Genomic DNA, 21,931 nt, shown 5'->3' with positions numbered 1-21,931 from the left:
CAGGGCTGGAGTCCAATTCAGGGCAGCCGGCGCACCGCGCGTGCGTGAATCGCGTCACCTACTCGAACGGTCGCCTTCTAAATGGTGTACGCGTTCGGGGACAAATGGTCAGCTCCACCTGCTACATTTCGCTGCTCGCCAGTCATGAGCTCATCCAGCCAACGAACCCTCGTCATTCTCGACGAACGCGGCGCCGCCGCGCGCCTCTCGTCGCAGATCGCATCGCTCGTGCAGGGGTACCGGATCATCCATCTCTCCGACACGCGCCACGCCCCCTACGGCACGCTGTCGCGGGTGTCGGCGGCCCGCCTCGTGCTCCTGTGCCTCGACCTGGTGCGGGGATACGGCATCTCCGCGGTGCTCCTGGCCAGCGCGGCGGCGTCCCGCCGAGATCGTCGAGGCGGACGCGGCGCTCGCGGCGGAGGTCGCCGTGGTGCTGGAGGCCGAGCCGGCAGGGGGCAAGACGGCGTCCACGGTGATTCGCTGCGCGACCGAGGCGTCCGAGCACTGGCAGGAGCGCATCGCGGAGCTCGCCGGCGTCGCGCCCGACACCGTGGCCGGCCGGTGGGTGATGCCGGCGGGGCCAAGCGAGGGGCCCTTCGCCGTCGCCATCGACGAGGACGGGGCTCCGCTCGACTGAGCCGGCAGCGCGACCCGGCCCGGGCTCCGCGACCGTCCGCTCCTCCGCACCAGCGATGCGGCCCAGGGGCGTCCGTGGTTGTGCGCTTCCGGTAGTCCCCCGGATCAGCGCGCGCCGGAGAGCCTCGCGATGAACCCGCGGGACTCGCTATCGCTCTCGCTCCCGAGCGGCTTGGCGAGCCCGTCGAGGCTGAGCACGCCCGTCACGGCGCCGGCGACGTAGACGGGCCCGCCCAGCGCCCCGTCCACCGCGACGCCGCGGAGGGCGACGGTGCCGGCTCCTTCGACCTTGGCCGCGGAGATCAGGTTGCCCTGCGCGCCGAGCCGCATCAGGAACCCCGCCCGCTTCTGGGACGTCGTGAGGCTCCCGGCGCTCCCCAGCGAGATCGTGCCCGTGAACTCCCCCGTGACGTAGATCGCGCCAGCGCCGTCCACCGCCACGCCGGCCGCGACCTGGCTCTCCTTGTCGTCGCCGAACCCGCGGCTCCACACGACGCCCTTCCGCGAGACGCGCGCGACGAAGAAGTTCTCCGTGTCCCCCGCGTCGGGCAACGCCGGGCAGCCGCCGCCGAAGTCGACGACCCCACGGTACGAGCCGGCGATCACGACGTCGCCGCCCGGGAGCAGCGCGGCGCCGTGCTGCGCCACCTGCTGATCCCCCTCCAGGCTCAGCGTGGTCAAGTCCACCAGAGCGCCGTCGATCGCCGTGTAGCGGGCGACGAAGACGTCGCGCTGCTCCGAGGCGAAGGGGGTCTCTCCACCGAACGTGACCGCTCCGCCGAGCGACTCGTAGTCGCCCACGACGGTCACGAGGTTGCCGCTTGCCTTCGGGTTGACGGGGAGCGCCTTGACGGTCACGGCCGCCCGCGGCCCGAGGCGGCGTTGCCACTTGCACGCGCCGTCCGCCGGGTAGAGCGCGGCGAGCAGCGCCGACTCCGCCGGGACGCTCTTCAGCTCGCACGGGCCGAAGCTCCGGCCGGCGTCGGTCACGTCGACGGCGAAGACGACCGCCTCGGAGCTCGCCGCCATGGCGCGCGCCGTGGTGTTGTGCTGCGCGTCGAGGCTCCACGCCCACCCGCAGCGGCCGTTCGCATCGAGCGCCGCGACGAAGCTCGTCGTGTAGTTGGTGGCGACCAGCGGAGGGCCGACGCGGCACGCGTCGAGGAGCCCACCGGGGAGGCTTGTGGCCCCCGCGGCCTCTCCGGCCACGTAGGTGGCGCCGTCGCCCGCAGCCAGGTGCAAGCCCCAGACATCGTTCGCCGACAGCCCGTACCGGGAATCGTTTTCCCCGCCGGAGGTCCACTTCGCGACCGAGAAGCGAAACGCCCCGCTGTCGAGGACCTCCGTGATGACCGCCGTCAGCGCGCCGTCCGACGCCGCGAGGTCGCCGACGTCGAAGCCGAGCGTCGCTCCCCAGCTGGCCGACGGCTCGACGAGGATCCCCTCGGCGTCGCTGCACAGCGGACCCCCGCCGCCGCTGCCCCCGCCGCCGCTGCCGCCGCCATCGCCGCCGCTCCCGCCGTCGCCGTCGCCGCCGCTCCCGCCGTCGCCGCTGCCCCCGCCGCCCCCGCCGCCCCCGCCGCCTGAACCACCGGCGCCCTCACCACCGGCGCCCGAGCCTCCGGTGCCAGGGCCTCCCGCGGAGGAGGACGAGGCCGCGTCCGCGCTGGACTGCGACGAATCCAGCTCGCCGACCTCCAGCCCGATGAGCGCGTTGCAGCCCCCCGCCGCCGCGGCGAGCAGGCAGGCGCACGACACGACGGATCGGATGGCACGAGGTTCGGGTCTCATCAGGTCGGCTCTCCGTTGCGTGGCATCCTCGATGCCGCCACCGAGGCAGCGCGGGCTCAATGGCATTCCCTGACGTAATTGGGAAAGGTGATGGTCGACTGGCAGGTGAGGTCGCAGGAGCCGAACGGGCCCCGGCCGCCGCACGGGACGTCGCTCAGAAATACGTTGCTCTTCGCGGCACAGACGAGCAGGCCGCTGCATTTGACCGAGGCGAACTCCGTCTCCTCCACCCCGCTGCAGTCGTAATCGAAGCTGCGCCCCGGAGAGAACGGCGCGTCATAGAAGGTGCTGGGCTGGTTCGGGTGGACCGAGGGGTTGTCGTCGTTGCAGTCGTCGCCGCCCTCGCACGCGATCGACAGATAGCCGTCATCGTCGGCGTCGCAGTCGACGGTGCCGCCGCCGGAGCTGGAGGTCGCCGGGCCAGCGCTCGTGCTGCCAGCGCTCGTGCTGGAGGTCGCCGAGCCGCCGCCGGAGCCGGAGGTCGCCGCGCTGGCGCTCGTGCTGGAGGTCGTCGAGCCGCCACCGGAGCCGGAGGTCGCCGGGCCGGCGCTCGCGCTGGAGGTTGCCGAGCCGCCACCGGAGCCCGCCGCGCCGCCGCCGGAGCCCGTCGAGCCGTCGCCGCCGGCGCCCGCGCCCGTCGAGCCGTCGCCGTGCCCGCCGGCGCTGGAGGCCTCCGCGCCGCCGCCGGGGCCCGCCGCGCCCGAGGATGCGGAGACGGTGCTCGCTGACTCCGTGGCGCCGCTCGCGCCGCCAGCGCCGACGCTGGAGCGTTCCGTGAACGTGGCGTCGGGGAATCCACAGCTGAGTCCGGCAGGGAAGACCAGGCAGAAACAGAAGAGGCGGTGAAGCGAGCGCATCCTCCCATGGAAGCTGCCAGTCCCCGCTTCGTCAACCCGGGCTGGGATGCGCGCCGCTGCGGTCCGGTCGCAGGCTCCGTGTCGTCGTGCGGAAATGTCATGGGTTGCTCGCGTGGTGCGCAGGCGTCCGCGCGTGGCGCTCACGGCAACCCCTTCACCCGGGCGATGAACCCTTCGCCAGGCTCAGCGCTGGAATGGTCGCTGGGGACGAGAGAGAACGTCTCCGTCAGCTCACCGCCGATGGTGAAGGGATCGGCGAGCGTCGCGCCCGGCGCGACCGCCCACACGCCCACGGTGCCTGTGCCCGCGAACGCGGTCGCCGAGAGGACGTTGCCGCCGGGATTGAGCACGATCAGAAAGCTCTGCAGTTCATCCGTCCCGGCCGTGAGGCTCTCGCCGTTCCCCAGGGCGATCTCGCCCTCGAGCGTCCCAGCCATGTAGATCGCGCCTGCTCCGTCCACCGCCAGACTGAGGACCATCTGATCTCGCTTCTCGTCGCCGAACCCGCGGCTCCAGACCACTCCCTCCTTCGAGACGCGCGCGACGAACGAGTTCTCCGTGTCTCCCGTAGGAGGCAGGAGCGGACAGTCGTCCTCGAAGCTGAAGGACGGCCCGGTGTAGGTCCCGGCGACCGCGATGTCGCCGCCCGGGAGCAGCGCGGACCCGTGCCGCGCCGCCGCCTGGCTCCCAGCGGCGGTGAGCGGGATGAGGCCCGTCAGGGCGCCGTCATCGAGCCGGAAGCGCGCCACGAACAGATCGCGATCCGGCGCGCGGGGGAGCGTTCTCCCCTGGATGTCGAGCGGCCCGTCCGGCGCATCGTAGTCGCCGACGACGAGCACCTCGCCGGTCTCCGGGGCGGCGACGACCTCGGCGACGTGCACGGCCGCGGAGGATCCGAGCGCGCGGCTCCACCGGCACTTGCCGCCCGCGTTGAAGGTCACGAGATCCGTGACCCCGCGCTGGTCGGCGGCCCCGAGGACGCAATCGTCGGTGGTCGCGCTCGTTGCCCGTGATCGCGAGACGGCGAAGGCGACCCGGTCGGTCGTCGCCGCGAGCCCGAGCGGGTAGGCGTTGGACTCGGCGTCCACGCTCCACGCCCACCTGCACTTGCCCAGCTCGTCGAGCGCTAGCAGGAAGCTCGGCTTGCGGCCGGTGTCCGCGCCCGCGCTGGTGGTGCACCTGCCGCCCGCCGCGAGCAAGGTGAGGGGAGCTTCCGACCAGCCGGCCACATAGGCGAGGTTCGAGACGACAGCCAGGTGCTCGGCCGAGACGCTGCCGAGCATGTCGCCGGTCGTCGTCCCGTACCCGCTCTCGCGGACCCCGGACGCGCTCCACCTCGCGACCGAGAACCCCGTTCTGGTCTTGGTGGGCTCGCTGGTGAGCACCCGGCTCTCCTTGACCAGGGCCGTCACCTCGCCGTCTCGCGCCGCGAGGCCGACGACCGCCAGGCCGGACAGCTTGCCCCACTCTCCTGACGGTGCCCGGACGGCGCCCTCGCGGGCGTAGCTGCAGAGCGCCTCGTTCCCGCCAGAGCCGCCCTCGCCGGTGCCGCCCTCGCCAGAGCCGCCCTCGCCGCGACCACCTTCGCCTCCTGCGCCGCCGGCCGACACACTCGAAGCGGTCGCGTCCGCGCCGCCGGCCGACACGCTCGAAGCGGTCGCGCCCGCGCCGCCCGCGCCACCCGCGCCGCCCGTCGAGGAGTCGAGCTCGCCGACCTCGAGCCCGATGATCGCGTTGCAGCCCCCCGCAGCCGCGGTGATGAGCAGCCCGGCGCAGAACATGGGTCGAGTGCTCCTGAGATCGCGCTTCATCTCCCGTCTCCTGGTGGCGAGGCGCCGCCGCGGCCGCCAGCGAGAGCTCTCGCCTCGCTCGCCACCATCGACTTCATGGCGAGCGTCGCTCCAGGAGTCGAGAGGGTTCCGGCGCGTCCCTCACCGAAAGCCGCGCTCTCCGCCATCCACCATCGGCCGGAGCGCGCGCCGAGGCGATCCGGTCGCAGCGGCCGGCGCGTGGGGTGGGGCATCGAGCGCTCACCGCCCGGCGCGCCGGACAACGGGGCTCACCGCACGCCCGGGAGCTCGGCGACGAACCCGCTCCCCACCGCGTTGGTGAGCGGCGGGTCGCGCCCGATATCGAGGGTGCTGCCCAGCTCCCCGCCGAGATAGAGGGCGTCGCCCGGGGCTGGGCCGGGCGCGGCGGCCCACACGTAAGCGTCGCCCGTCCCCTTCAGCTCGGAGGCGGAGACGACGTTGCCGCGGGCGTCGAGCACGAGCAGAAACCCGACCATCGGATCGGCGTCCGTCGCGGGAGCGACGAGCTTCCCGCCGTTCCCCAGGTCGATCTCACCCTGGTAGTTCCCCGTCACGTAGATCAGTCCATCGGCGTCCACCGCCACGCTGGCGACCCACTGCCGATGCCCCGCGTCGCCGAACCCGCGGCCCCAGACCACGGACGGGCCGGAGACGCGCATGACGAAGAAGTTCTCCATGTTCGGCGCGTCCTCCTCGGGCGCCGGCGGGCAGCCCTCCCCGAAATCGAGCGAGCCGGCGTAGGAGCCGACGATCACGACGTCACCGCCCGGGAGCAGCGCGGCCCCGCGCTGCTCCACGTCCTGACGCCCGGGGAGGGGGAACGCGTCGACGCCCTTGACCGACCCCTCGGTCAGCGCGAAGCGCGCCACGAACACATCGCGATCCTGCGAGGGAGGGAGCAGCGCTCCCCCGACGACGTAGCCCTCCTCCCCCTCGTAGCGGCCGACCGCCAGCACCTCGCCGCGCGCCTCGTCGACAAGGAGCTCCCCGACGGTCACGGCCGGCGACGGGCCGATGGGCATCGCCCACCGGCAACTGCCCGCCGCCGGATCGAGCGCGGCCAGCCCCACGGACGTCTCCGCGCCGCCCATCGCGAGGGTGCACGCGCCGTCGTTCACGCTCGGCCCCTTCACCGAGGCGGCGATCACCACCGCGCCGGGCGCCGCCGCGAGGCCGAGCGGGGTGGAGGTGGCGCCGCCGTCCGGCGACCACGCCCACCGGCACTGGCCCTTCTCGTCGAGCGCAGCGAGGAAGCTCGGGTGAGAGAGCGCGAGCCCGCTGATGGCGCACCCGGTGGACGCGCCGGCCAGCTGGGTGCCGCTGTCCGACCACCCGGCCACATAGGCGAGCCCCTGGCCGATGGAGAGGTGCGTGGCCTTGATGTCGCCTTCCAGCAGATCGGTCGCCGTGAGCCCGTACCCGCCGTCGCGGGTGCCGCCGCGCGCCCACCGCGCGACGGAGATCGTGCCCTTCTCGTTGACGATGGCCGTCACCCCGTCGCCGTGCGCCGCGACGTCGGCGACGTCGAGCCCGACGGTCGTGCCCCAGCGCGCCTGCGGCCCGCGGATGGCGCCCTCGCGATCCCCGCTGCAGAAGGGCACCTCGCCGCTGCCGCCCGTGCCCGCGCCGCCGCTGCCGCCCGTGCCCGCGCCGCCGCCTCCGCCGCTGCCGCCCGTGCCAGCGCCGCCGCCGTCGCTGCCAGCGCCGCCCTCGGCCCCTCCGCCCGTGCCCGCGCCGCCCGTGCCCGTCGATGCGTCCAGCTGGCCGACCTCGAGGCCGATGAGCGCGTTGCAACCTCCCACGCCCGCGGCGACGAGCAGGACGGCGGAGAACACGGCTCGGATGCTCCTCTGATCGCGCTTCACCACCCGGGCCCCTCCCTCGCGGCGACGCCGCGCAGCTGCCGTCAAAAGATTACAGTCGCCACGGCGCCTCCCGGCACCACGCCGATCGTGGCCCGGGGCGCCGGCGACCCTTGCCCCGAGGAGGGCGCCGTGAAGACGAGCACCGCGCCCGTGCCCAGCGCCGCCGCCCCGACCAGGAATGCGACCGTCGAGATCGTCCCCGCGGTCACGCCCTGCTTCTGCAGCTTGATCCCCGGGTCCAGGCAGACGTTGTCCTCGTCGCAGTACGCCTCCGCGTCGGCCTTCTTCCCGATCGCGCGCACGCCGAACACGGCGCCGACGCCGATCCCGACCGCGCCGACGCCGGCGCTGATCCAGCCTGCTGTCCGCCGGGGCGAGCCCCCCGCCTCCTGCGGGGCGGTCTTCGGGGGGAGCGCAGGCCCCGCGCCCGCTGCGGCCGCGGGCTCCTCCGGCGCCACGAGCAGCTCGATCTGCGCGCCCTCCGCGAGCTGCACCGTGAAGATCTTCTGCTTCCGGCCCGGCGCCGCCGCCGTCACCTGGAGCTCGCCCGGGTCCACCGGCAACGGCGAGCCCAGCGAGCCCGCGCCGACCGGGACCCCCGCGCGCTGCACCGCCGTGTCCGCGGGCGCCCCCGGCGCGAGCCGGATCGTGAGCTTCGGCACGCGGGCCTCGAGCGCCGCCGCGCGCGACTGGGCGATGGGGCGGCGGTCGTCGTTCGCGGGCAGATCGCGCGCGAGCTGCCGGAAGATCGACCACGCGGTCGCGACCCTGCCGCGCTTCTCCTCGCAGTCGCCGAGGTTGAGCAGCGCCCCGGGCGCCGGATCGAGCTCGTAGCTCTCCCGGAATTTCGGGCACGCGGCGTCGTAGTCCTTCGCCTGCAGCGCCGCCCTGCCGGCGTCGAACAGCGCCTCCGCGGCCGCAGGATCGCGCCCCTGCGCGGAGGCGTCGGAGCAGGCGAGGAGCACGGCTCCTCCCACGGCGAGCACCTCCGCCGGGAATCGTCTACGCGGGCTCGATCTACGCATCCGTGCGACCTCAACGTCTCCGGTTGTACGGGTCCTCCGCCGGCGTCGGCGCGGGGGCCGGCGCAGGCGTGGCGGGCGCCTTCGTCGCGGTCGCGGGTGATCGCGCCCTGCCCCCGGCGGCGGGCCTCGGCGTGGCCGCGGTCGCGCTCGCCGGCGCCGCGCCTGAGGCCGCGCTCGCGGCCGTCGCGGTCTCGGGCTCCGGCGTGGTCGCGGGCGCGGACGGCGCGATCGCGGGGACCGCATCGCCGGACGGCGCCGGCTGCACACCGGCTCCGGACGAGCCTGCGCTGTCGGGCGGCGCGGTCGTCGCCCCGGCGCCCGCGGTGGGGCGCGGCTCGGCCTCCACCGTGGAGCTGTGCGACGGATCCTCCGCGCCCCTGGCGCCCGCGCGCTGCCACCACACGAGCGCGACCAGGACACCCACGGCCAGCACGCCGGCGCCGGCGAGGAGCGCGCCCGTGGCCGCCGCGCGCGGCGCGGAGCGCTCCCCCCTGGCCGAGCGCTCCACGACCGGCGAGACCGTGCCGGTGCTGGCCGCGCCGCCGCCGGCCGGGACGCCGCTGGCCGTGCCCGCCGCGGCGAACTCCGTGCCGCGCGGCCCGCTCCCGGGACCTCGCGCCTGCGCCGACGGGCGTCCGGGATCCGAGTGCAGGAGCCCGCGCCCGGGCTCCGAGTGCAGGGGCGCGCGCCCGGCATCCGGGGGCGCGCCCGGGGCCAGCTCGAGCGCCGCGCCGCCCCGCGCCTGGCGGAGGGCGCGCTGCATCGCGCGGGCGTTCGGCCAGCGGCGGTCGGGGTCGAACGCGAGCGCCACGTCCATCACGCCGGCGATCGGCGGGGGCAGGGCTGGAAGGACGCTGCCCACGGGCGGCGCCGGCTGCGTCATCGCCGCGAGGAGCAGCAGCGGGAGCGTCTCGGCCTCGTGCACGTACCGCCCCGAGAGGAGCTGGTACATCGTGCTCCCGACGGCCCACAGATCACTGCGCGGGTCGACCCTGTCCCACTGCCCCCTCGCCTGCTCCGGCGGCATGAACTGCGGCGTCCCCATCAGGGTGCCGGCCCGCGTGGAGGCGTTCGCCGGGGAGGAGGAGAGCTCGCGCAGCCGCGCGATGCCGAAGTCGAGCACCTTCAGCTGCCCCTGGCGCGTGAGGAACAGGTTGTCCGGCTTGAGGTCGCGGTGCACGATCCCGCGCTCGTGCGCGACGGCGAGCACGTCGAGCAGGTCGTCGGCGATGCCGAGCACCTCGCTCACGCCGAGCACGCCGCCCGGCTCGCGCGCGCGGCGCGCCTCGACGGTCTCGCCCTCGAGCAGCTCCATCACCAGGAACACGGAGCCGTCGTCGGTGACGTCGTCGTCGAGCACCCGGACGATGCCTGGGTGCTCGACGCGGTTGGCGACGTAGCCCTCGCGCAGGAAGCGCGAGCGCGCCTCCTCGTCCTCGGACAGCTCGCGGCGGAGGATCTTCACCGCGCCGCGCATCCCGTTGCGGTGCGTGGCGGCGTAGACCATGGCCATCCCGCCGAAGCCCAGCAGGCGCTCCAGCCGCCACTTGCCGCGCAGGACCTGGCCTACGAGCGCTTCGGGCCGGAAGCCTTCAGGGTGGACCCGGGTCATCGGCGAGGATCACCCTCGGCCCGGGCCACGTGGGTCGTCGCCTCGCCGGCGAGACCAGCGAGGCCGGCGCGGCTGGAGCGACGGGGACGGCTGGCGGGCGCGCGAGGCATGACGGGCGCATGTTACCGCGGTCTGACGCCGCGGTGCGTGAAACCGTCCAAGGCACGCCCGCGCGCTCGCCGGATCGGGCGGATCCCGGGCGTCGCGGGCAGCGGCGCGCGGCTCGGCGCGGGGCCCGACGCCCTTGACGTCGCGCGCGAACAGGGACACTTCGCCGGCCTCCCAGGGGATCGAGCGAGCATGCGCAACACGATGAGCCACGCGGCGTTGATCCTCCTCGCCGCCGTTTCCTCGATCCGGTGCGGCGGCGCGGGCGCCGGCGAGGGCGCCCATCGCCCGGAGGGCCCTGCGCAGGAGCCCGCCGGCCGGCCGTCCGCGGAGGCCCCGGAGGACGAGATCCGCGCCGTCGCCGCGATCCACGGCGGGGCGGGGCCGTGGGCCGTCGCCGGCTACCGCATGGGGCGTTTTGCGCTCGCGAGGCTCGGGCTGCCCGCGAGGAGCTTCGACCTCGAGGTGATCCACCACAGCCCGCGGAGCGTGCAGTTCTCCTGCATCGCCGACGGCGCCGCCGCGGCGACGGGCGCCAGCCTCGGGAAGCTGAATCTCAGCCTGATCGAGGCGAGCGAGGATGGCGTGGAGACCACGTACAGGCGCAGGTCGACCGGGCAGGCGGTGACCCTCCGCCCGTCGGCGGCCTTCCGCGCGCGTTTCCGCGACGTGCCGCGAGAGAAGCTGGAATCGGCCGGCAGGGAGGTCCTCTCCTTGCCAGACGCCGAGGTATTCGAGGAAGCGCCGGCGCCCGTCGCCAGCCCGCCGCCCGGCGCGCCGAGGTGACGCGCTTGCCCCCGGGGGGCGCGCTGCCTCCGGAATTCACCGGAACCGCAGGCGCACACGTGCTACGCCCGGCGCCGCTGAGATGATCACGCTCGAAAAGCTCACCAAGCGGTACGGTCCCAAAATTCTCTTCGAGAACGTCACGATGCGCTTCGACCCCGGCAAGCGCTACGTGCTCGTCGGCGCGAACGGAGCGGGGAAATCGACGCTCCTCAAGGTCATCTCCGGCGAGGAGGAGTCGGATCAGGGCGCGGTCGAGATCCCGAGGCAGCTCCGCGTCGGGGTGCTCAAGCAGGACCATTTCGCCTACGAGTCCTGCAGGATCATCGACACGGTCCTGATGGGGAACCGGGCGCTCTGGGACGCGATGCAGGAGCGCGATCGGCTGTACGAGGTCGAGATGACCGACGAGGTCGGCATGCGGCTGGCCGAGCTCGAGGGGACGATCGGCGAGGAGGACGGCTACACCGCCGAGTCGCGCGCCGCCGAGATCCTCGAGGGGCTCGGGATCGCGACCACCCGGCACACGAGCGCGGTGAGCACGCTCGCGGGCGGGTACAAACTCCGCGTCCTCATCGCCCAGACGCTCTTCGGGGGCGCGGACGTCCTGCTCCTCGACGAGCCGACGAACCACCTCGACCTCGACTCGATCCGATGGCTCGAGTCGTACCTGACCGACACCTTCCGCGGCACGCTCCTCGTCGTCAGCCACGACCGGCACTTCATGAACGCGATCGCGACGCACGTCGCCGACGTCGACTACCAGACGGTCACGCTCTACACGGGCGACTACGACGACTTCATCGAGCAGAAGACGACCGGCAAGCGCCAGTCGGAGGCCGACGCCGCGCAGAAGAAGAAGAAGATCGCCGAGCTCAAGGACTTCGTGGCCCGCTTCGGCGCGAGCGCGAGCCGGTCGAGCCAGGCGCAGTCGCGCGTGAAGGAGATCGAGAAGCTCGAGGCGGGCATCCAGGTGCGGCGCTCGAGCGTCGTGCGCCCGTATATCAAGTTCGAGATCGAGAAGCCCTCTGGCCGCGACGTGCTGCGCGTCGAGGGGCTCTCCAAGAGCTTTGGCGATCGGCGCGTGATCCAGAAGCTCGATTTCAACCTGAACCGCGGCGACAAGCTCGCGGTCATCGGGCCGAGCGGCATCGGCAAGTCGACGCTGCTCAAGCTCCTCGTCGGCGAATACACGCCGGACGCCGGGGCCGTCACGTGGGGCCACGACACGAACGTCGGCTACTTCGCGCAGGATCACCACGAGGCGATCGAGGCGGGGTTCACGGCCTATGACTGGCTGTACCGCTTCGACCCGTCCGCCCCGAAGGAGCATGTGCGCTCGGTGCTCGGGAAGCTGCTCTTCAGCGGCGAGGCCGGGCTCAAGAAGACGGAGAACCTCTCCGGCGGCGAGGCGGCGCGCCTGTTCCTCGCGAAGCTCATCCTGGTGAAGAACAACATCGTGGTGCTCGACGAGCCGACGAACCACCTCGACGTCGAGAGCATCGACGCGCTCCTCCAGGCGCTCGTCGAGTACAAGGGGACGGTCGTCGTGACGAGCCACGACCGGCACTTCGTGGGCAAGCTCGGCACCCGCGTGCTCGATCTGTCGTCGAAGGATCCGCGCGTCTTCAACGGCACGTACGACGAGTACCTCGAGGGGCCGGGGAACCCGGAAGCGCTGAAGAACGCCAGGGCCTCGTAGCGCCCCCGCCGGAGCCCCGGGGCGCGCCCGAATGGGTGCTCTCCCGGGCCCGCCCGGATCCGTTCGCCGGCTCCTGGCTCGGCCACGGTGGCTCCCGCCGTGGCCCCGACCTCCCGCTCAATCGAGCTCCAGCCGGTGCAGCCGCAACGATCGCTGGGAGACGCTCACGTACCTGTGCGGCGCGTGGTCGTCCCATGATAGCGGCAGCCGCAGCCGGCCGACGAGGGGGAGCCGCTGCGTGACCCGGGCCAGCACGCCCACGGCCGAGCTGAAGAGCGCCGCGCAGGTCCGCCGCGCGGGCTGGTTCGAGAACACCCAGCCCGCCGCGCTCGAGCGGAGCTCGTGACCGAAGTGATCGAACCTCCCTGTCGACAGCGGCGGGAACATCGGCACGAGGTCGTTGGCATGGATGTGCCGGAAGAGCAGGCGCCCGTAAGCGTCCTGGCATCTCCGGGCGAACACCTCATCTCCGATGCGCGGCTGTCCGTACGTGTAGATCCCGCGCACCACGTCCCTGATGTCCTCGTGCGCCTCGTCCTCGAAGAGCTCGGCTGCAGCGAGGGCCGCCATCGCGCCACCCAGGCTGTGTCCTGTGATGTAGAGCGCCTTCAGGCCGCTCTTGAGGGGCTCGCCCATCGCGTCGGAGCACACGGGGGCGTCCACCGAGACGAGCTCGCTCTTCTGGTCGACGACCGATTGCGCGCTCATCGCCCTCTTCAGACGGAAGGCGATGTAGCGCTCCATGGGCCTGAGGCTGCGGTACAAGCTGCCGTGCACGGCCCCCCACGCGCGGCACCGATCCGGCTCGAAGCTGGCGTCGGTCAGCCAGCGGATGGTGTTCGCCGGCTCCGTGCCGCGGAAACACAGGATCGCCGCCGAGCCGTCCACGTGCTGGAGGAGCGACGCGCTCGTGTGCACGAAGAGGGCATCGTTGCTCAGCGTGATGGTGTAGCACCGGTTCTCGAATCCGAGGCTGTTCATCACGTCGTGGAGCGTCTGCGGATCCGAGTACGACCACGCGGACGCGAGCGAGAGGGCATACGCGATCGTTTCATCGTACCCTCGCTCGTTCCGCTCCATCTTGCCCAGCAGATCGAGGGCCCTGGAGTCGCCAGGGGCTTCCTTGCGTCCCTCCTGGCGCTGAACGTTGGTGACGAACATGCCTGTGCTGCTGCTTTCTGCGCTCGTGGGGGCGGCGCCATGGTGCCATTCGCTCAGGACGACTCGAGACGGCCTCGCCGCGTGAGTCCGCGACGCTTTGAATCCCGAGGTGATCCTTTCGATGGCGATGGCTGCGTTTCCGTGCGCGTTCAGGTCGCGTGACCGGGCACGTCGATGGTGCTCGCGTGAGTTAACTCACGGATGCTGGCCATCGCGCGCGGGGTGGGGGAGCGCCCGCTGCATCAGGATCACGTCGAGCCAGCGGTCGAATTTGTGCCCGACGTCGCGGAGCAGCCCGGCGTCCTCGAACCCGAGCGCGCGGTGCAGCGCGACGCTCGCCGCCTGATCCCCGGCGATCTGCGCGATGATCGTGCGGTGGCCGAGCGAGATCGCGCGGCTCACGAGGTCGGTGAGGATGCGGCGCCCGAGCCCGCGCCGGTGGAGGCCGTCGCGCACGTAAACCGAGTTCTCGACGGAGCGGGCGTAGGCTTCGCGCGGGTTCCACAGGGACAGCGACCCCCAGCCGACCACGGCCCCGTCGCCCTCGACAGCCACGGTGGCGGGGTGGAGCGGCCCGTGCGCGGCGAGCCAGGCGCGCCGCTCCGCCCGGGTCGGGATGGTGGTGGCGAAGGTGCAGGTCGAGCGCTCGACGTAGAACGCATAGATCTCCTCGATCGCCGCGAGATCGACCTCGGTCGCCAGGCGGATGCGCACGCCGTCGCCAGGCGCCGGGAGCGGCGCGAGGTCGGGCGCGACGAACGCGGCGCGGGCGTCGTCCGAGAGCAGCCGTGCGCGAGAGTAGTGGGCGAAGAGCGCCTTGCTGCTGCGGTAGCGGTCGAGGAGGCCCTCCGCGAGCTCGTGGACCGCGGCGCCTCCGTGCTCGGCGGCGTGGCGGGCGACGAGCGTGGTCCAGGCGGCCGTGATCGTCTCGTGATAACCGTAGGTCGGCGGATGCCGGGCGTTGAAGGCCTGCAGCGCGGAGCGCATGCGCGCGAGCGCCCCCTCGGCCCCGTGGGCGCGCACGTAGTGGAGGGCGAGGAGCAGGTGGCGCGCGTGCGAGAAGTCGCGCTGCGGGATCGCCGCGTCCTGGATGGCGGCCGCGAGCGCCGCGAGGTCGCGCTCGTCGATCGGATGATCGCGGCGATCGCCGGGATCACTTCGATCCGCGAAGGGCGGCAGTCCGTCGGCGCTCACGGCGCCTCCTTCCGGGAGGCCCTGCGGCCGGGCGCCTTGCGGGGGCGCGCTTCGCCGTCGCGCGCCTCTTCGGACGGCAGGGGCGGGAGCGCGGTCTCCTTGGCGGTGGAGAGGACGACCGTCGTGCGCGTGCGTACCACGCCGTCGTGGGCCTTGAGCTCTTGCGTGAGCAGGCGCTCGAGCGCCTCGGTGTCACGGCAGCGCACCTTGAGCAGGTAGTCCTCGTCGCCGGCGACGTGGTGGCACTCCTGGACCTCGGGCGCGCGCTCGATGGCGCGCAGGAACTCGCCGCGACCGCGCCGGTTCGCGATCGAGACGGAGATGAAGGCCGTGAGCCCGGCGCCCACGGCCCGGGCGTCGAGGCGCGCCTCCCACCCCGTGATGACGCCGCGCTCCTCGAGCCGCCGCACCCGTTCGGCCACGGCGGGCGCGGAGAGGCCGACCGCCTCGCCGAGGTCCGCCCACGACCGGCGGGCGTCGCGGGCGAGGAGGCGGATCGCTTTCAGATCGATGGCATCCATGGCTATTGTCATTGGAAGTGAATGCAGGATCGAATGAAATTTTTCGATTTGCAAGTCAGGCGCAACGAAGCGTCGCGTCGCCGAGGAGGGGCGATGGCCGGTGGGACGCTGACGCCCTGGGCCGTGAGGCACGCCTCGCTGGTCTTCGCGTCTTAGGTCGGGCGTCGGGCGGCGCGATCTCGACAGGGTGTGACGGCGCGGCAGGTCAGCAGCAGAGCAAGTGGAGAGCTGCGGGGGCGCGTGCGTGGGCTTGGCGAGCGGGTCGGCTCAGCGAGTCCTATAGTGGGCTCGGTAGTGGGCGATGAGCTGCTGCCAGCGCGCCTCGAGGGCGGAGTCGCTGCGCATCCGGGCCTGCCACGCGGTGTCCGTGGCCTGCCACGTGGCCGCGTCGCGGAGGCCGTAGCGCGCGTAGATCGCCGCGGCGCTCCGCGGGTGCAGCGAGAGCTCCGCGCAGAGCGCGGCGTACTGCTCCAGTGAGAGGGCGGGCGCCGTGTGGGCTGCGGCGCTCGGCGTGGGCGGGGGCGCGGGGGCGCCCCGCTTTTCCGGCGCTGGGGTGAAGGGCAGGGCGGCGACGAGCGCAGCCATGTCTGGAAGCGGGGCTGTGCCGGCGGGTGTGGCGGGCGCCGCGAGCGTGGCGGGCGCCGCGGGTGTGGCGGGCGCCGCGGGTGTGGCGGGCGCCGCGGGGCGCGGCGCTGGCGCGGCGGGCCGCGGTGCGGCCGGCGCTCGACCGGGTGGCCCGTTCGGCACGAAGGGCAGGGCGGCGATGAGCGCAGCCATGTCTGGAAGCGGGGCTGTGCCGGCGGGCGTGGCCAGCGCTGCGGGCGCGGCCGGCGCGGGGCGCGGCGCTGGCGCGGCGGGCCGCGGTGCGGCCGGCGCTCGACCGGGCGGCGCGTTCGGCACGAAGGGCAGGGCGGCGACGAGCGCCGGCATGTCCGGGAGCGGGGCTGTGCCGGCGTGCGCGGCCGGCGCCGTGAGGCGTGGCGCTGGCGCGGCGAGCCGCGGTGCCGCCGGCGCTCGACCGGACGGCGCCCTCGCCGGCGGCGAGGCCGCGACGAACGCCCGCAGGTGCTCGAGGAAGGCTTGCGTGTAGCGGTTGGTCAGCTCGAAGCTGCCGCGCTCGAGCTCCGCGCCCATCCGCTCGAGCCATTCGCGCTGCGCGGCCGTCCACTCGTCGGCCGTGAGCCCCGCGCGCGCGAGCACCTCGTCGCGGAGCCCCCCGGCCTCCATCTGCGCCCGCATCTCCGCGTAGCGCTCCACCGTCAGCGCCGTACCCATCGCGCGCATCCTAACCTGAAGCATCGCTCCTGCGCTGCGCCGCATCGAGCGGTGCTCGACATCGAGCCTGTCCGCTCGCTGCAGGCTCGAGTCCTGCAAGCCGCGCTGGCCTGCACATGTGAGCTGGCGATTGGGGCGCCGCGAGCGGTGGGCGTCCTGGCGAGCGGGGTTGCTCGGCGTTGCGCAGAGGCGATATGTTCTCGTCGTCCTGCGCCGCGATCACGCGGATCACGCGACCGAAGCACCCGCCTGGAGGGCACGCTGAGCCATGTCGACCGCACCGGCGCCCGATGCCGCTGCTCCCCCGGGGATGTGTCCTGGCGTCGCCGTGCTGGGGGGCGGCGGTGGCTCCGGCGGCAGCGGCGGCGATGGCAGCGGCGGCGGCAGCGGCAACGGCGGCGGGGGGAGCGGGAGCGGAGAGGGCGGGGGCGGCGATCAGAAACACGCGCCCTCCGGGCAGGGGAGGCAGAGGTCCGAAGGCGAGCCGGTCGATGTCGTCACCGGACGCGTGTACACCGTGCCGCGGACCGATCTCTCGCTGCCCGGCCCGCTCCCGTTCTCCTTCGTCCGCCGTTACTCCTCGGCCATGGCCGAGCGCGACGCCGGTCTCGGTTACGGCTGGACGCACAGCCTCGGCTGGCGTGTCACCATCACCCGGCGCGCGACGCGCGTCTGGACCGACGAGGGCATCTCGGTCGACTTCCCCGTGCTGCCCGAGGGCGGCGAGGCGCTCGGGCCCTGGGGCTGGCTGCTGCGGCGCGAGAGCGGCGGCTACCGTCTCGACAGGGGCGACGGCCTCTACCACGCCTTTGCGCTGCCGATCGAGGGGGAGCGGGAGTGGCTGCTCACGGCGATCGAGGACCGCTCCGGGAACCGGATCTCGATCTCGTATGAAGGGTCGAGGATCGCGGAGGTGCTGGACAGCGCCGGCCGGCGCGTCCGCTTCGGGTCGAGCCCCGAGGGGCGGATCGTCTCCATCAGCGTCTACAACGCAACCTCCCAGGGGCGCTGGATCACCTTCGCGCGCTACGAGCACGACGACCTCGGCCGCCTCGTCACGGCGGTCGATGCCGAGGGCTTCACCTCGCGTCACGCCTACGACGAGCGCAACCTCCTCACCGAGCACACCGATCGCGCCGGGCTCACGTTCCACTACCGCTACGACGGCGAGCGGCGCTGCGTCGAGACCTGGGGCGATCGCGACGGCCGGCCTGATCCGGGCCTCGCCGACGGGCTGCCGCCGCTGCTCGCCGACGGCACGACGCGCGCCAGAGGCATCTACCATTGCCGCTTCGCCTACCTGCCGGACGGCTACCGCGAGGTCGCCAATTCCCGGCAGGTGAAGCGCTTCTTTGGCAATCGCCACGGCCTGCTCGATCTCGAGGTGGACGGCGGGCACGCGGTGTCGGCGACCTACGACGACGCCGGGCACCTGCTCTCGGAGACGGATCAGCTCCAGGCCGTCACGCGCTACGAGCGTGACGCCCGAGGCCGGCTGCTGGCCCAGACCGATCCCCTCGGCCGCGTCGTGCGCCACGAGCGCGACGCGCGGGGCGATGTCGTGCGCGTGATCGATCCCGCGGGGCTCGCGACGACGATCGAGCGCGACGCCGCCGGCCTGCCGGTGCGGACGACGGATCCCACCGGCGCGGTGCGGCGCTTCGCGTACGACCGGCGGGGACAGATGGTCGAGGCCGAGGATGCGACCGGCAGCGCCGTGCGCATCGGCCACGACGCGCACGGCAATGTGGTCTCCCTCCTCGATCGGCGCGGCGGAAGGTGGCAGTGGACCTACGATTTCTTCGGCCGGACGCTGTCGATGACCGATCCGACGGGCGCGGTGAGCCGCTTCCATTACTCGCCGCGCGGGGACCTCGCGGCGACCACGGATCCTGCGGGCGCCACGGCGCGCTACACCTACGATGGCGAGGGCAGGCTGGTCTCCGTCGCCGACCGCGCAGGGCGCGTGTCGCGCATCGCTTGGTGCGGTTATCATTGGCTTCACGAGGTCACCGACGCGACCGGCCGATCCGCGCGGATGCGCTACGGGCGCGAGGGGGAGGTGCTGGAGGCCGAGAACGCGCGCGGTGAAAAGCACGTGTTCGAATACGACGTCGCCCTGCGCCGGGTGAAGGAGCGCACCTTCGACGGGCGCGTGCTGCGCTACCGGTACGATCCGGCCGGGCAGCAGACGCGGGTCGAGCCAGGGATCGGCGCGCCCACCCATTTCGTCTACGATCTCGCCGGCCAGCTCGTGGCCCGCGAGGTGGAGGGCAAGCGCGAGGCGTACGCGTACGACGCGCGCGGCTTCCTGGCATCGGTGTCGGGCCCGGACGGGGTCGTTGCGTTCGAGCGCGACGCGATGGGGCGGATCGTGCGCGAGACGCAGCAGGCTCCGGGTGGCCCGGCGTTCACCGTCGAGGTGAGCCACGACGCCGAGGGGCGCCCTATCGGGCGGAGGACGTCGCTCGGCCACACGCTGTCGTGGGAGCGCGCGCCGGACGGCCGCGCGGCCCGGGTGACGCTCGATGGCCGGCAGGTGGTGCGCCGGCACTTCGATCCGCTAGGCCGGGAGATCGCGCGCGTGCTGCCTGGGGAGGGCGAGGTGCACAGCGCCTTCGATGCGGTCGGGCGCCTCTCGCGCCGCGTCGTGCACCGCGCGGCGAGGGGCCCGGGCGCCGGCGCGGGTGAGCCCGACTTGGTGGGCTCGCGCCCGGCGGGGACGGTCGTGGACGCGCGCTACAGCTACGACCCCACGGGGCGGCTCGAGGCCGTCGAGGATCTCACCCGCGGCCGCACGGTCTACCATCGTGATCCGGCCGGGCGGCTGCTGGAGGTCCTCGCGGAGGCAGGCCTGTCCGAGGTCTTCGCCTTCGATCCGACGGGGAACCTGGTCGACGCGGGCCCCGGAGCGCCGGCGCGCGAGCACGGGCCCGGCGACCGGCTGATCCGGCGCGGCGACGTGGCGTACCGCTACGACGACCTGGGTCGGCTCGTGGAGAAGCGCGACGGCGCGGCGCGGGTCACGCGCTATGCGTGGGACGGGCGCGGGCTCCTGCGCCGGGTGGAGACGCCGGAGGGGCGCCGGGTGGAGTTCTCGTACGACGCCTTCGCGCGGCGGATCGAGAAGCGCGTCTCGACGCTGGACGGCGCGGGGGCGCGGCTCGTGTCGCACACGCGCTTCTACTGGGATCGGCACGTGCCGGTGCATGAGGTGCGCACGCGCGAGGGCGATGGGGTCGTCGAGGAGCGGACCTACGTCTTTGACGGCGGGAGCGCTGTCCCGCTCGCCCATGGCGAGACCCGGCGGGTGGGCGGCGACGTGGCGTCGCGCTGGTACCACTATGTGAACGATCCCCTGGGGACGCCCGAGCGGCTCCTGGACGAGCGCGGCGACGTGGCGGGGGAGCTGCGGCTATCGGCCTGGGGCAAGAGGATCGAGGGGAGCGGGGAGGGGGGCGTCACGACGCCGATCCGCTTCCTGGGGCAGTATGCGGACGAGGAGACGGGGCTCGTCTACAACCGGCATCGGTACTACGACCCGGAGGTGGGGAGGTTCATCAGCCCGGATCCGATCGGGCTGGAAGGGGGGATGAACCTCTATGCGAGAGGGGGGGATCCGACGGCGGAGGCTGATGTTTACGGCAAACGCATCATCCAGCCCGAGCCGATCAGCGACGCCGAGCGGAAGGCAATGCGCGACGCGGCCCGGGCCAGGTTCGAGGCGGATCCAGCGCTCAAGGCGCGTCAGGCCGCCATCAAAACGCCGAAGAACGCCATGTTGTGCGAGAAGGTGGCCACCGACGCGAAGTACCTCGGCGGAGGGTTCCCTATGCAGGTCATCGGGCCGGAGATGGAAGACGAAACCCATCAGCATCTCGCTTCGTGGGATGACAGCACGGGCAAACCCAAGAAGTGGCTCGATCACTGGGTGAACAAGGACCCCGACGGCAGGATAGTGGACTACGATCAAGGGATGGTCTTCGACAGTTCCCAGCAGCACGCGACGGCGATGTTCGAGAACCGCCATGTCAGCTATCATATCGACGTCGATTTCAGGTGACGAACTGGTGACCTCCCATCCGCCTCACCCGCGCTTGGATGTGCTCTATTACAAGACCACGATGAGCGCCCCCGAAGCGCTTCTCCGGCACCTCTGCGCACTGGGCGGTGATGGCGTGGTGGCCGACGCGTTGGTCCCGAGCGAGGGCCGCGTCCTGTGGTCGTTCGGCGACGTCGTGTACTCCCTCCACCTGTTCTTCGCCTCGCTGCGCGGCACCTGGCCAGCCCCTACCCTGGCGGACTTTGCGGCCTTGGAGGCCGCCGAGAATCGCGGCAGCACCAGCTTCGCCGAGAGCCTCGCTGCGCTGAGACGTGCCCATGCCATCGTCTTTGTGACCGACAATCAGGCGTACCGGTTCAAGCGCAACCGGCAGTTCCTCCTGAGGCTCCGCGCCGACCTCATCTCTGCGGGGCGGGATCCAGACACCGTTCCGGTGGTATTTCAGATCAACTGCTATTGTCGGGAAGACGTCATAAAGACACCGACGTCCGATATTGTTCAGGTGCTCACCTGGCCACGCTGCGATCACGTGGAGGTTTTTCCGCAAGAACTGCGTGGCGCGAAGGAAGCACTGGATCGCGCCATCGCGCTGTACGAAGAGATGAGGGCCGACCATGAAGCCAAGTAACCTCCTCTGCCGCCAGCTCGCCGCCAGCGCGGCCGCCAAGGGCGGCGGCGTGCCGCTCGTCATCTCGGCCTACGGGCCTGACGGCGCGCCCGAGCCGCTTCGCACCTGCGATGACGCCACGGGTGAGCCGGTGCTCTGGGGCGTCCACTGTGTCAACGAGGAGCCCGGCGGCCGCATCGTCGATTACGCCCAGGGCCTCGTCTTCGACGACCGTCGGCAGCTCGTCGCAGCGCTGTTCGACAACGCGCGCGTGGTCGTCGAGCAGGAGGACCTCGACTGGTGAGCACGTCCGCCCAGCCGCAGCCGCTTCACGTCGTCTACTATATGGGCCCCACCGGGAGCCCCTATCGGCTCCTCCGGCACCTGGCCGGCCTCGCCCGCTCGGCGTCGATCGAGGCCGGCCCGACGCCAGCGGGGGTTCAGCTGCTCTGGCCGCGCGGCGCCGCCGCCCTCCCGCTGCGCGTCTCGTTGGTTGTGACGCGCGGGGTCGCCTGGCACGAGCCCATCGAGGGCCTCGCGGCGGAGAGCGACGAGGTGCGCGCCGAGCTCGAGGCCCTGAAGCGCGCACACGTCGTCGTGCTCTCGGTGGACGGCCGGGCGCGCTGGCTCGCCCTTGGCGTGCACCGCACGACGACGCTGCGCGCCGACCTGATCGCGGCGGGACGGCAGCCGGAGCAGGTGCCAGTGCTCTTTCAGGTGCACCGCCATGCCGACCCGAACGAGCCGGCGGCGGCGCTGTCGGACATCGCACGTGCGCTGGTGTGGACTCGTTGCGATCACGTGGAGGCATTCCCCCGGGAGAAGCGAGGCGCGAGGGAGGCGCTCGATCGCGCCATCGCGCTGCACGAGGAGCGCCAGGGCACCTCGGGCCGCGACTCCGCTCCTTGAGGGCT

At 72.9% G+C, this 21,931-nt stretch carries 17 protein-coding genes; 7 read left to right on the top strand and 10 right to left on the bottom strand.

The window, feature by feature from the left end:
• Window positions 1–430: 430 nt before the first annotated feature.
• Window positions 431–640, top strand: coding sequence for a hypothetical protein (locus WME79_RS31840; protein ID WP_437522470.1), 210 nt, complete (start codon window positions 431–433; stop codon window positions 638–640).
• Between the two features lie 104 nt (window positions 641–744).
• Here the strand turns inward: WME79_RS31840 and WME79_RS31835 are convergent, their stop codons facing one another.
• From WME79_RS31835 to WME79_RS31810, 6 genes are all read right to left on the bottom strand, one after another.
• On the bottom strand, window positions 745–2,430 hold the full coding sequence (locus WME79_RS31835; protein ID WP_437522467.1) for a hypothetical protein: 1,686 nt from the start codon (window positions 2,428–2,430) through the stop codon (window positions 745–747).
• Window positions 2,431–2,486: 56 nt separating this feature from the next.
• Window positions 2,487–3,287 carry a hypothetical protein gene (locus WME79_RS31830; RefSeq protein ID WP_437522464.1) on the bottom strand — a complete coding sequence of 267 codons (801 nt, stop codon included), beginning with the start codon at window positions 3,285–3,287 and terminating at the stop codon, window positions 2,487–2,489.
• Window positions 3,288–3,427: 140 nt separating this feature from the next.
• Window positions 3,428–5,098, bottom strand: coding sequence for a hypothetical protein (locus WME79_RS31825; RefSeq protein WP_437522461.1), 1,671 nt, complete (start codon window positions 5,096–5,098; stop codon window positions 3,428–3,430).
• Window positions 5,099–5,346: 248 nt separating this feature from the next.
• On the bottom strand, window positions 5,347–6,933 hold the full coding sequence (locus tag WME79_RS31820; protein WP_437522458.1) for a hypothetical protein: 1,587 nt from the start codon (window positions 6,931–6,933) through the stop codon (window positions 5,347–5,349).
• 71 nt (window positions 6,934–7,004) lie between these two features.
• Window positions 7,005–7,940 (bottom strand): tetratricopeptide repeat protein, encoded by a 936-nt coding sequence (locus tag WME79_RS31815; RefSeq protein WP_437522455.1) that lies wholly within the window; start codon window positions 7,938–7,940, stop codon window positions 7,005–7,007.
• Window positions 7,941–7,998: 58 nt separating this feature from the next.
• On the bottom strand, window positions 7,999–9,600 hold the full coding sequence (locus tag WME79_RS31810) for a serine/threonine protein kinase (protein ID WP_437522452.1): 1,602 nt from the start codon (window positions 9,598–9,600) through the stop codon (window positions 7,999–8,001).
• Window positions 9,601–9,900: 300 nt separating this feature from the next.
• Between WME79_RS31810 and WME79_RS31805 the strand changes: the two genes are divergently transcribed.
• Window positions 9,901–10,494: a formylmethanofuran dehydrogenase subunit E family protein gene (locus WME79_RS31805; protein WP_437522449.1), complete on the top strand. Its 594-nt coding sequence runs from the start codon at window positions 9,901–9,903 to the stop codon at window positions 10,492–10,494.
• 82 nt (window positions 10,495–10,576) lie between these two features.
• Complete coding sequence (locus WME79_RS31800; protein WP_437522446.1) at window positions 10,577–12,196, top strand: ABC-F family ATP-binding cassette domain-containing protein; 1,620 nt, start codon at window positions 10,577–10,579, stop codon at window positions 12,194–12,196.
• Window positions 12,197–12,313: 117 nt separating this feature from the next.
• On the opposite strand, the gene WME79_RS31795 is transcribed toward WME79_RS31800, so the two are convergent.
• The 4 genes from WME79_RS31795 to WME79_RS31780 all read right to left on the bottom strand — a co-directional run bounded on the left by WME79_RS31795 (window position 12,314) and on the right by WME79_RS31780 (window position 16,347).
• Window positions 12,314–13,357: a lipase family protein gene (locus WME79_RS31795; protein WP_437522443.1), complete on the bottom strand. Its 1,044-nt coding sequence runs from the start codon at window positions 13,355–13,357 to the stop codon at window positions 12,314–12,316.
• A 195-nt stretch (window positions 13,358–13,552) separates the two neighbouring features.
• Window positions 13,553–14,551, bottom strand: coding sequence for an N-acetyltransferase family protein (locus WME79_RS31790; protein WP_437522440.1), 999 nt, complete (start codon window positions 14,549–14,551; stop codon window positions 13,553–13,555).
• The gene (locus WME79_RS31785; protein ID WP_437522437.1) at window positions 14,548–15,072 is read right to left on the bottom strand and encodes an Lrp/AsnC family transcriptional regulator; all 525 of its coding nucleotides are present in this window, start codon (window positions 15,070–15,072) and stop codon (window positions 14,548–14,550) included. Before WME79_RS31785 ends, WME79_RS31790 begins: the two co-directional genes overlap by 4 nt.
• A gap of 267 nt (window positions 15,073–15,339) precedes the next feature.
• Window positions 15,340–16,347 carry a hypothetical protein gene (locus WME79_RS31780; protein WP_437522434.1) on the bottom strand — a complete coding sequence of 336 codons (1,008 nt, stop codon included), beginning with the start codon at window positions 16,345–16,347 and terminating at the stop codon, window positions 15,340–15,342.
• A 268-nt stretch (window positions 16,348–16,615) separates the two neighbouring features.
• Between WME79_RS31780 and WME79_RS31775 the strand changes: the two genes are divergently transcribed.
• From WME79_RS31775 to WME79_RS31760, 4 genes are read left to right on the top strand one after another with little or no spacing between them, the layout of a single operon-like run.
• On the top strand, window positions 16,616–20,410 hold the full coding sequence (locus WME79_RS31775; protein WP_437522432.1) for an RHS repeat-associated core domain-containing protein: 3,795 nt from the start codon (window positions 16,616–16,618) through the stop codon (window positions 20,408–20,410).
• Window positions 20,376–21,038, top strand: coding sequence for a hypothetical protein (locus tag WME79_RS31770; protein ID WP_437522430.1), 663 nt, complete (start codon window positions 20,376–20,378; stop codon window positions 21,036–21,038). The genes WME79_RS31775 and WME79_RS31770 overlap by 35 nt, the downstream gene beginning before the upstream one ends.
• Window positions 21,025–21,321, top strand: a complete 297-nt coding sequence (locus WME79_RS31765) for a hypothetical protein (RefSeq protein WP_437522428.1) — start codon at window positions 21,025–21,027, stop codon at window positions 21,319–21,321. Before WME79_RS31770 ends, WME79_RS31765 begins: the two co-directional genes overlap by 14 nt.
• Window positions 21,318–21,926, top strand: coding sequence for a hypothetical protein (locus tag WME79_RS31760; protein ID WP_437522426.1), 609 nt, complete (start codon window positions 21,318–21,320; stop codon window positions 21,924–21,926). Before WME79_RS31765 ends, WME79_RS31760 begins: the two co-directional genes overlap by 4 nt.
• Window positions 21,927–21,931 lie beyond the last annotated feature (5 nt).

The organism is Sorangium sp. So ce726 (assembly GCF_051521405.1).
Lineage (GTDB): Bacteria > Myxococcota_A > Polyangia > Polyangiales > Polyangiaceae > Sorangium.
Note: the sequence above shows the minus strand (reverse complement) of the source record. Positions and strands in the feature narration are given on the sequence as shown.

Excerpts from the sequence above, each read along its gene's own strand:
- WME79_RS31780 (WP_437522434.1), bottom strand. The coding sequence starts at position 16,347 with ATGGGTACGGCGCTGACGGTGGAGCGCTACGCGGAGATGCGGGCGCAG.
- WME79_RS31805 (WP_437522449.1), top strand. The coding sequence starts at position 9,901 with ATGCGCAACACGATGAGCCACGCGGCGTTGATCCTCCTCGCCGCCGTT.
- WME79_RS31765 (WP_437522428.1), top strand. The coding sequence starts at position 21,025 with ATGAAGCCAAGTAACCTCCTCTGCCGCCAGCTCGCCGCCAGCGCGGCC.
- WME79_RS31785 (WP_437522437.1), bottom strand. The coding sequence starts at position 15,072 with ATGGATGCCATCGATCTGAAAGCGATCCGCCTCCTCGCCCGCGACGCC.
- WME79_RS31835 (WP_437522467.1), bottom strand. The coding sequence starts at position 2,430 with ATGAGACCCGAACCTCGTGCCATCCGATCCGTCGTGTCGTGCGCCTGC.
- WME79_RS31775 (WP_437522432.1), top strand. The coding sequence starts at position 16,616 with ATGTCGACCGCACCGGCGCCCGATGCCGCTGCTCCCCCGGGGATGTGT.
- WME79_RS31800 (WP_437522446.1), top strand. The coding sequence starts at position 10,577 with ATGATCACGCTCGAAAAGCTCACCAAGCGGTACGGTCCCAAAATTCTC.
- WME79_RS31770 (WP_437522430.1), top strand. The coding sequence starts at position 20,376 with ATGTCAGCTATCATATCGACGTCGATTTCAGGTGACGAACTGGTGACC.
- WME79_RS31830 (WP_437522464.1), bottom strand. The coding sequence starts at position 3,287 with ATGCGCTCGCTTCACCGCCTCTTCTGTTTCTGCCTGGTCTTCCCTGCC.
- WME79_RS31825 (WP_437522461.1), bottom strand. The coding sequence starts at position 5,098 with ATGAAGCGCGATCTCAGGAGCACTCGACCCATGTTCTGCGCCGGGCTG.
- WME79_RS31795 (WP_437522443.1), bottom strand. The coding sequence starts at position 13,357 with ATGTTCGTCACCAACGTTCAGCGCCAGGAGGGACGCAAGGAAGCCCCT.
- WME79_RS31810 (WP_437522452.1), bottom strand. The coding sequence starts at position 9,600 with ATGACCCGGGTCCACCCTGAAGGCTTCCGGCCCGAAGCGCTCGTAGGC.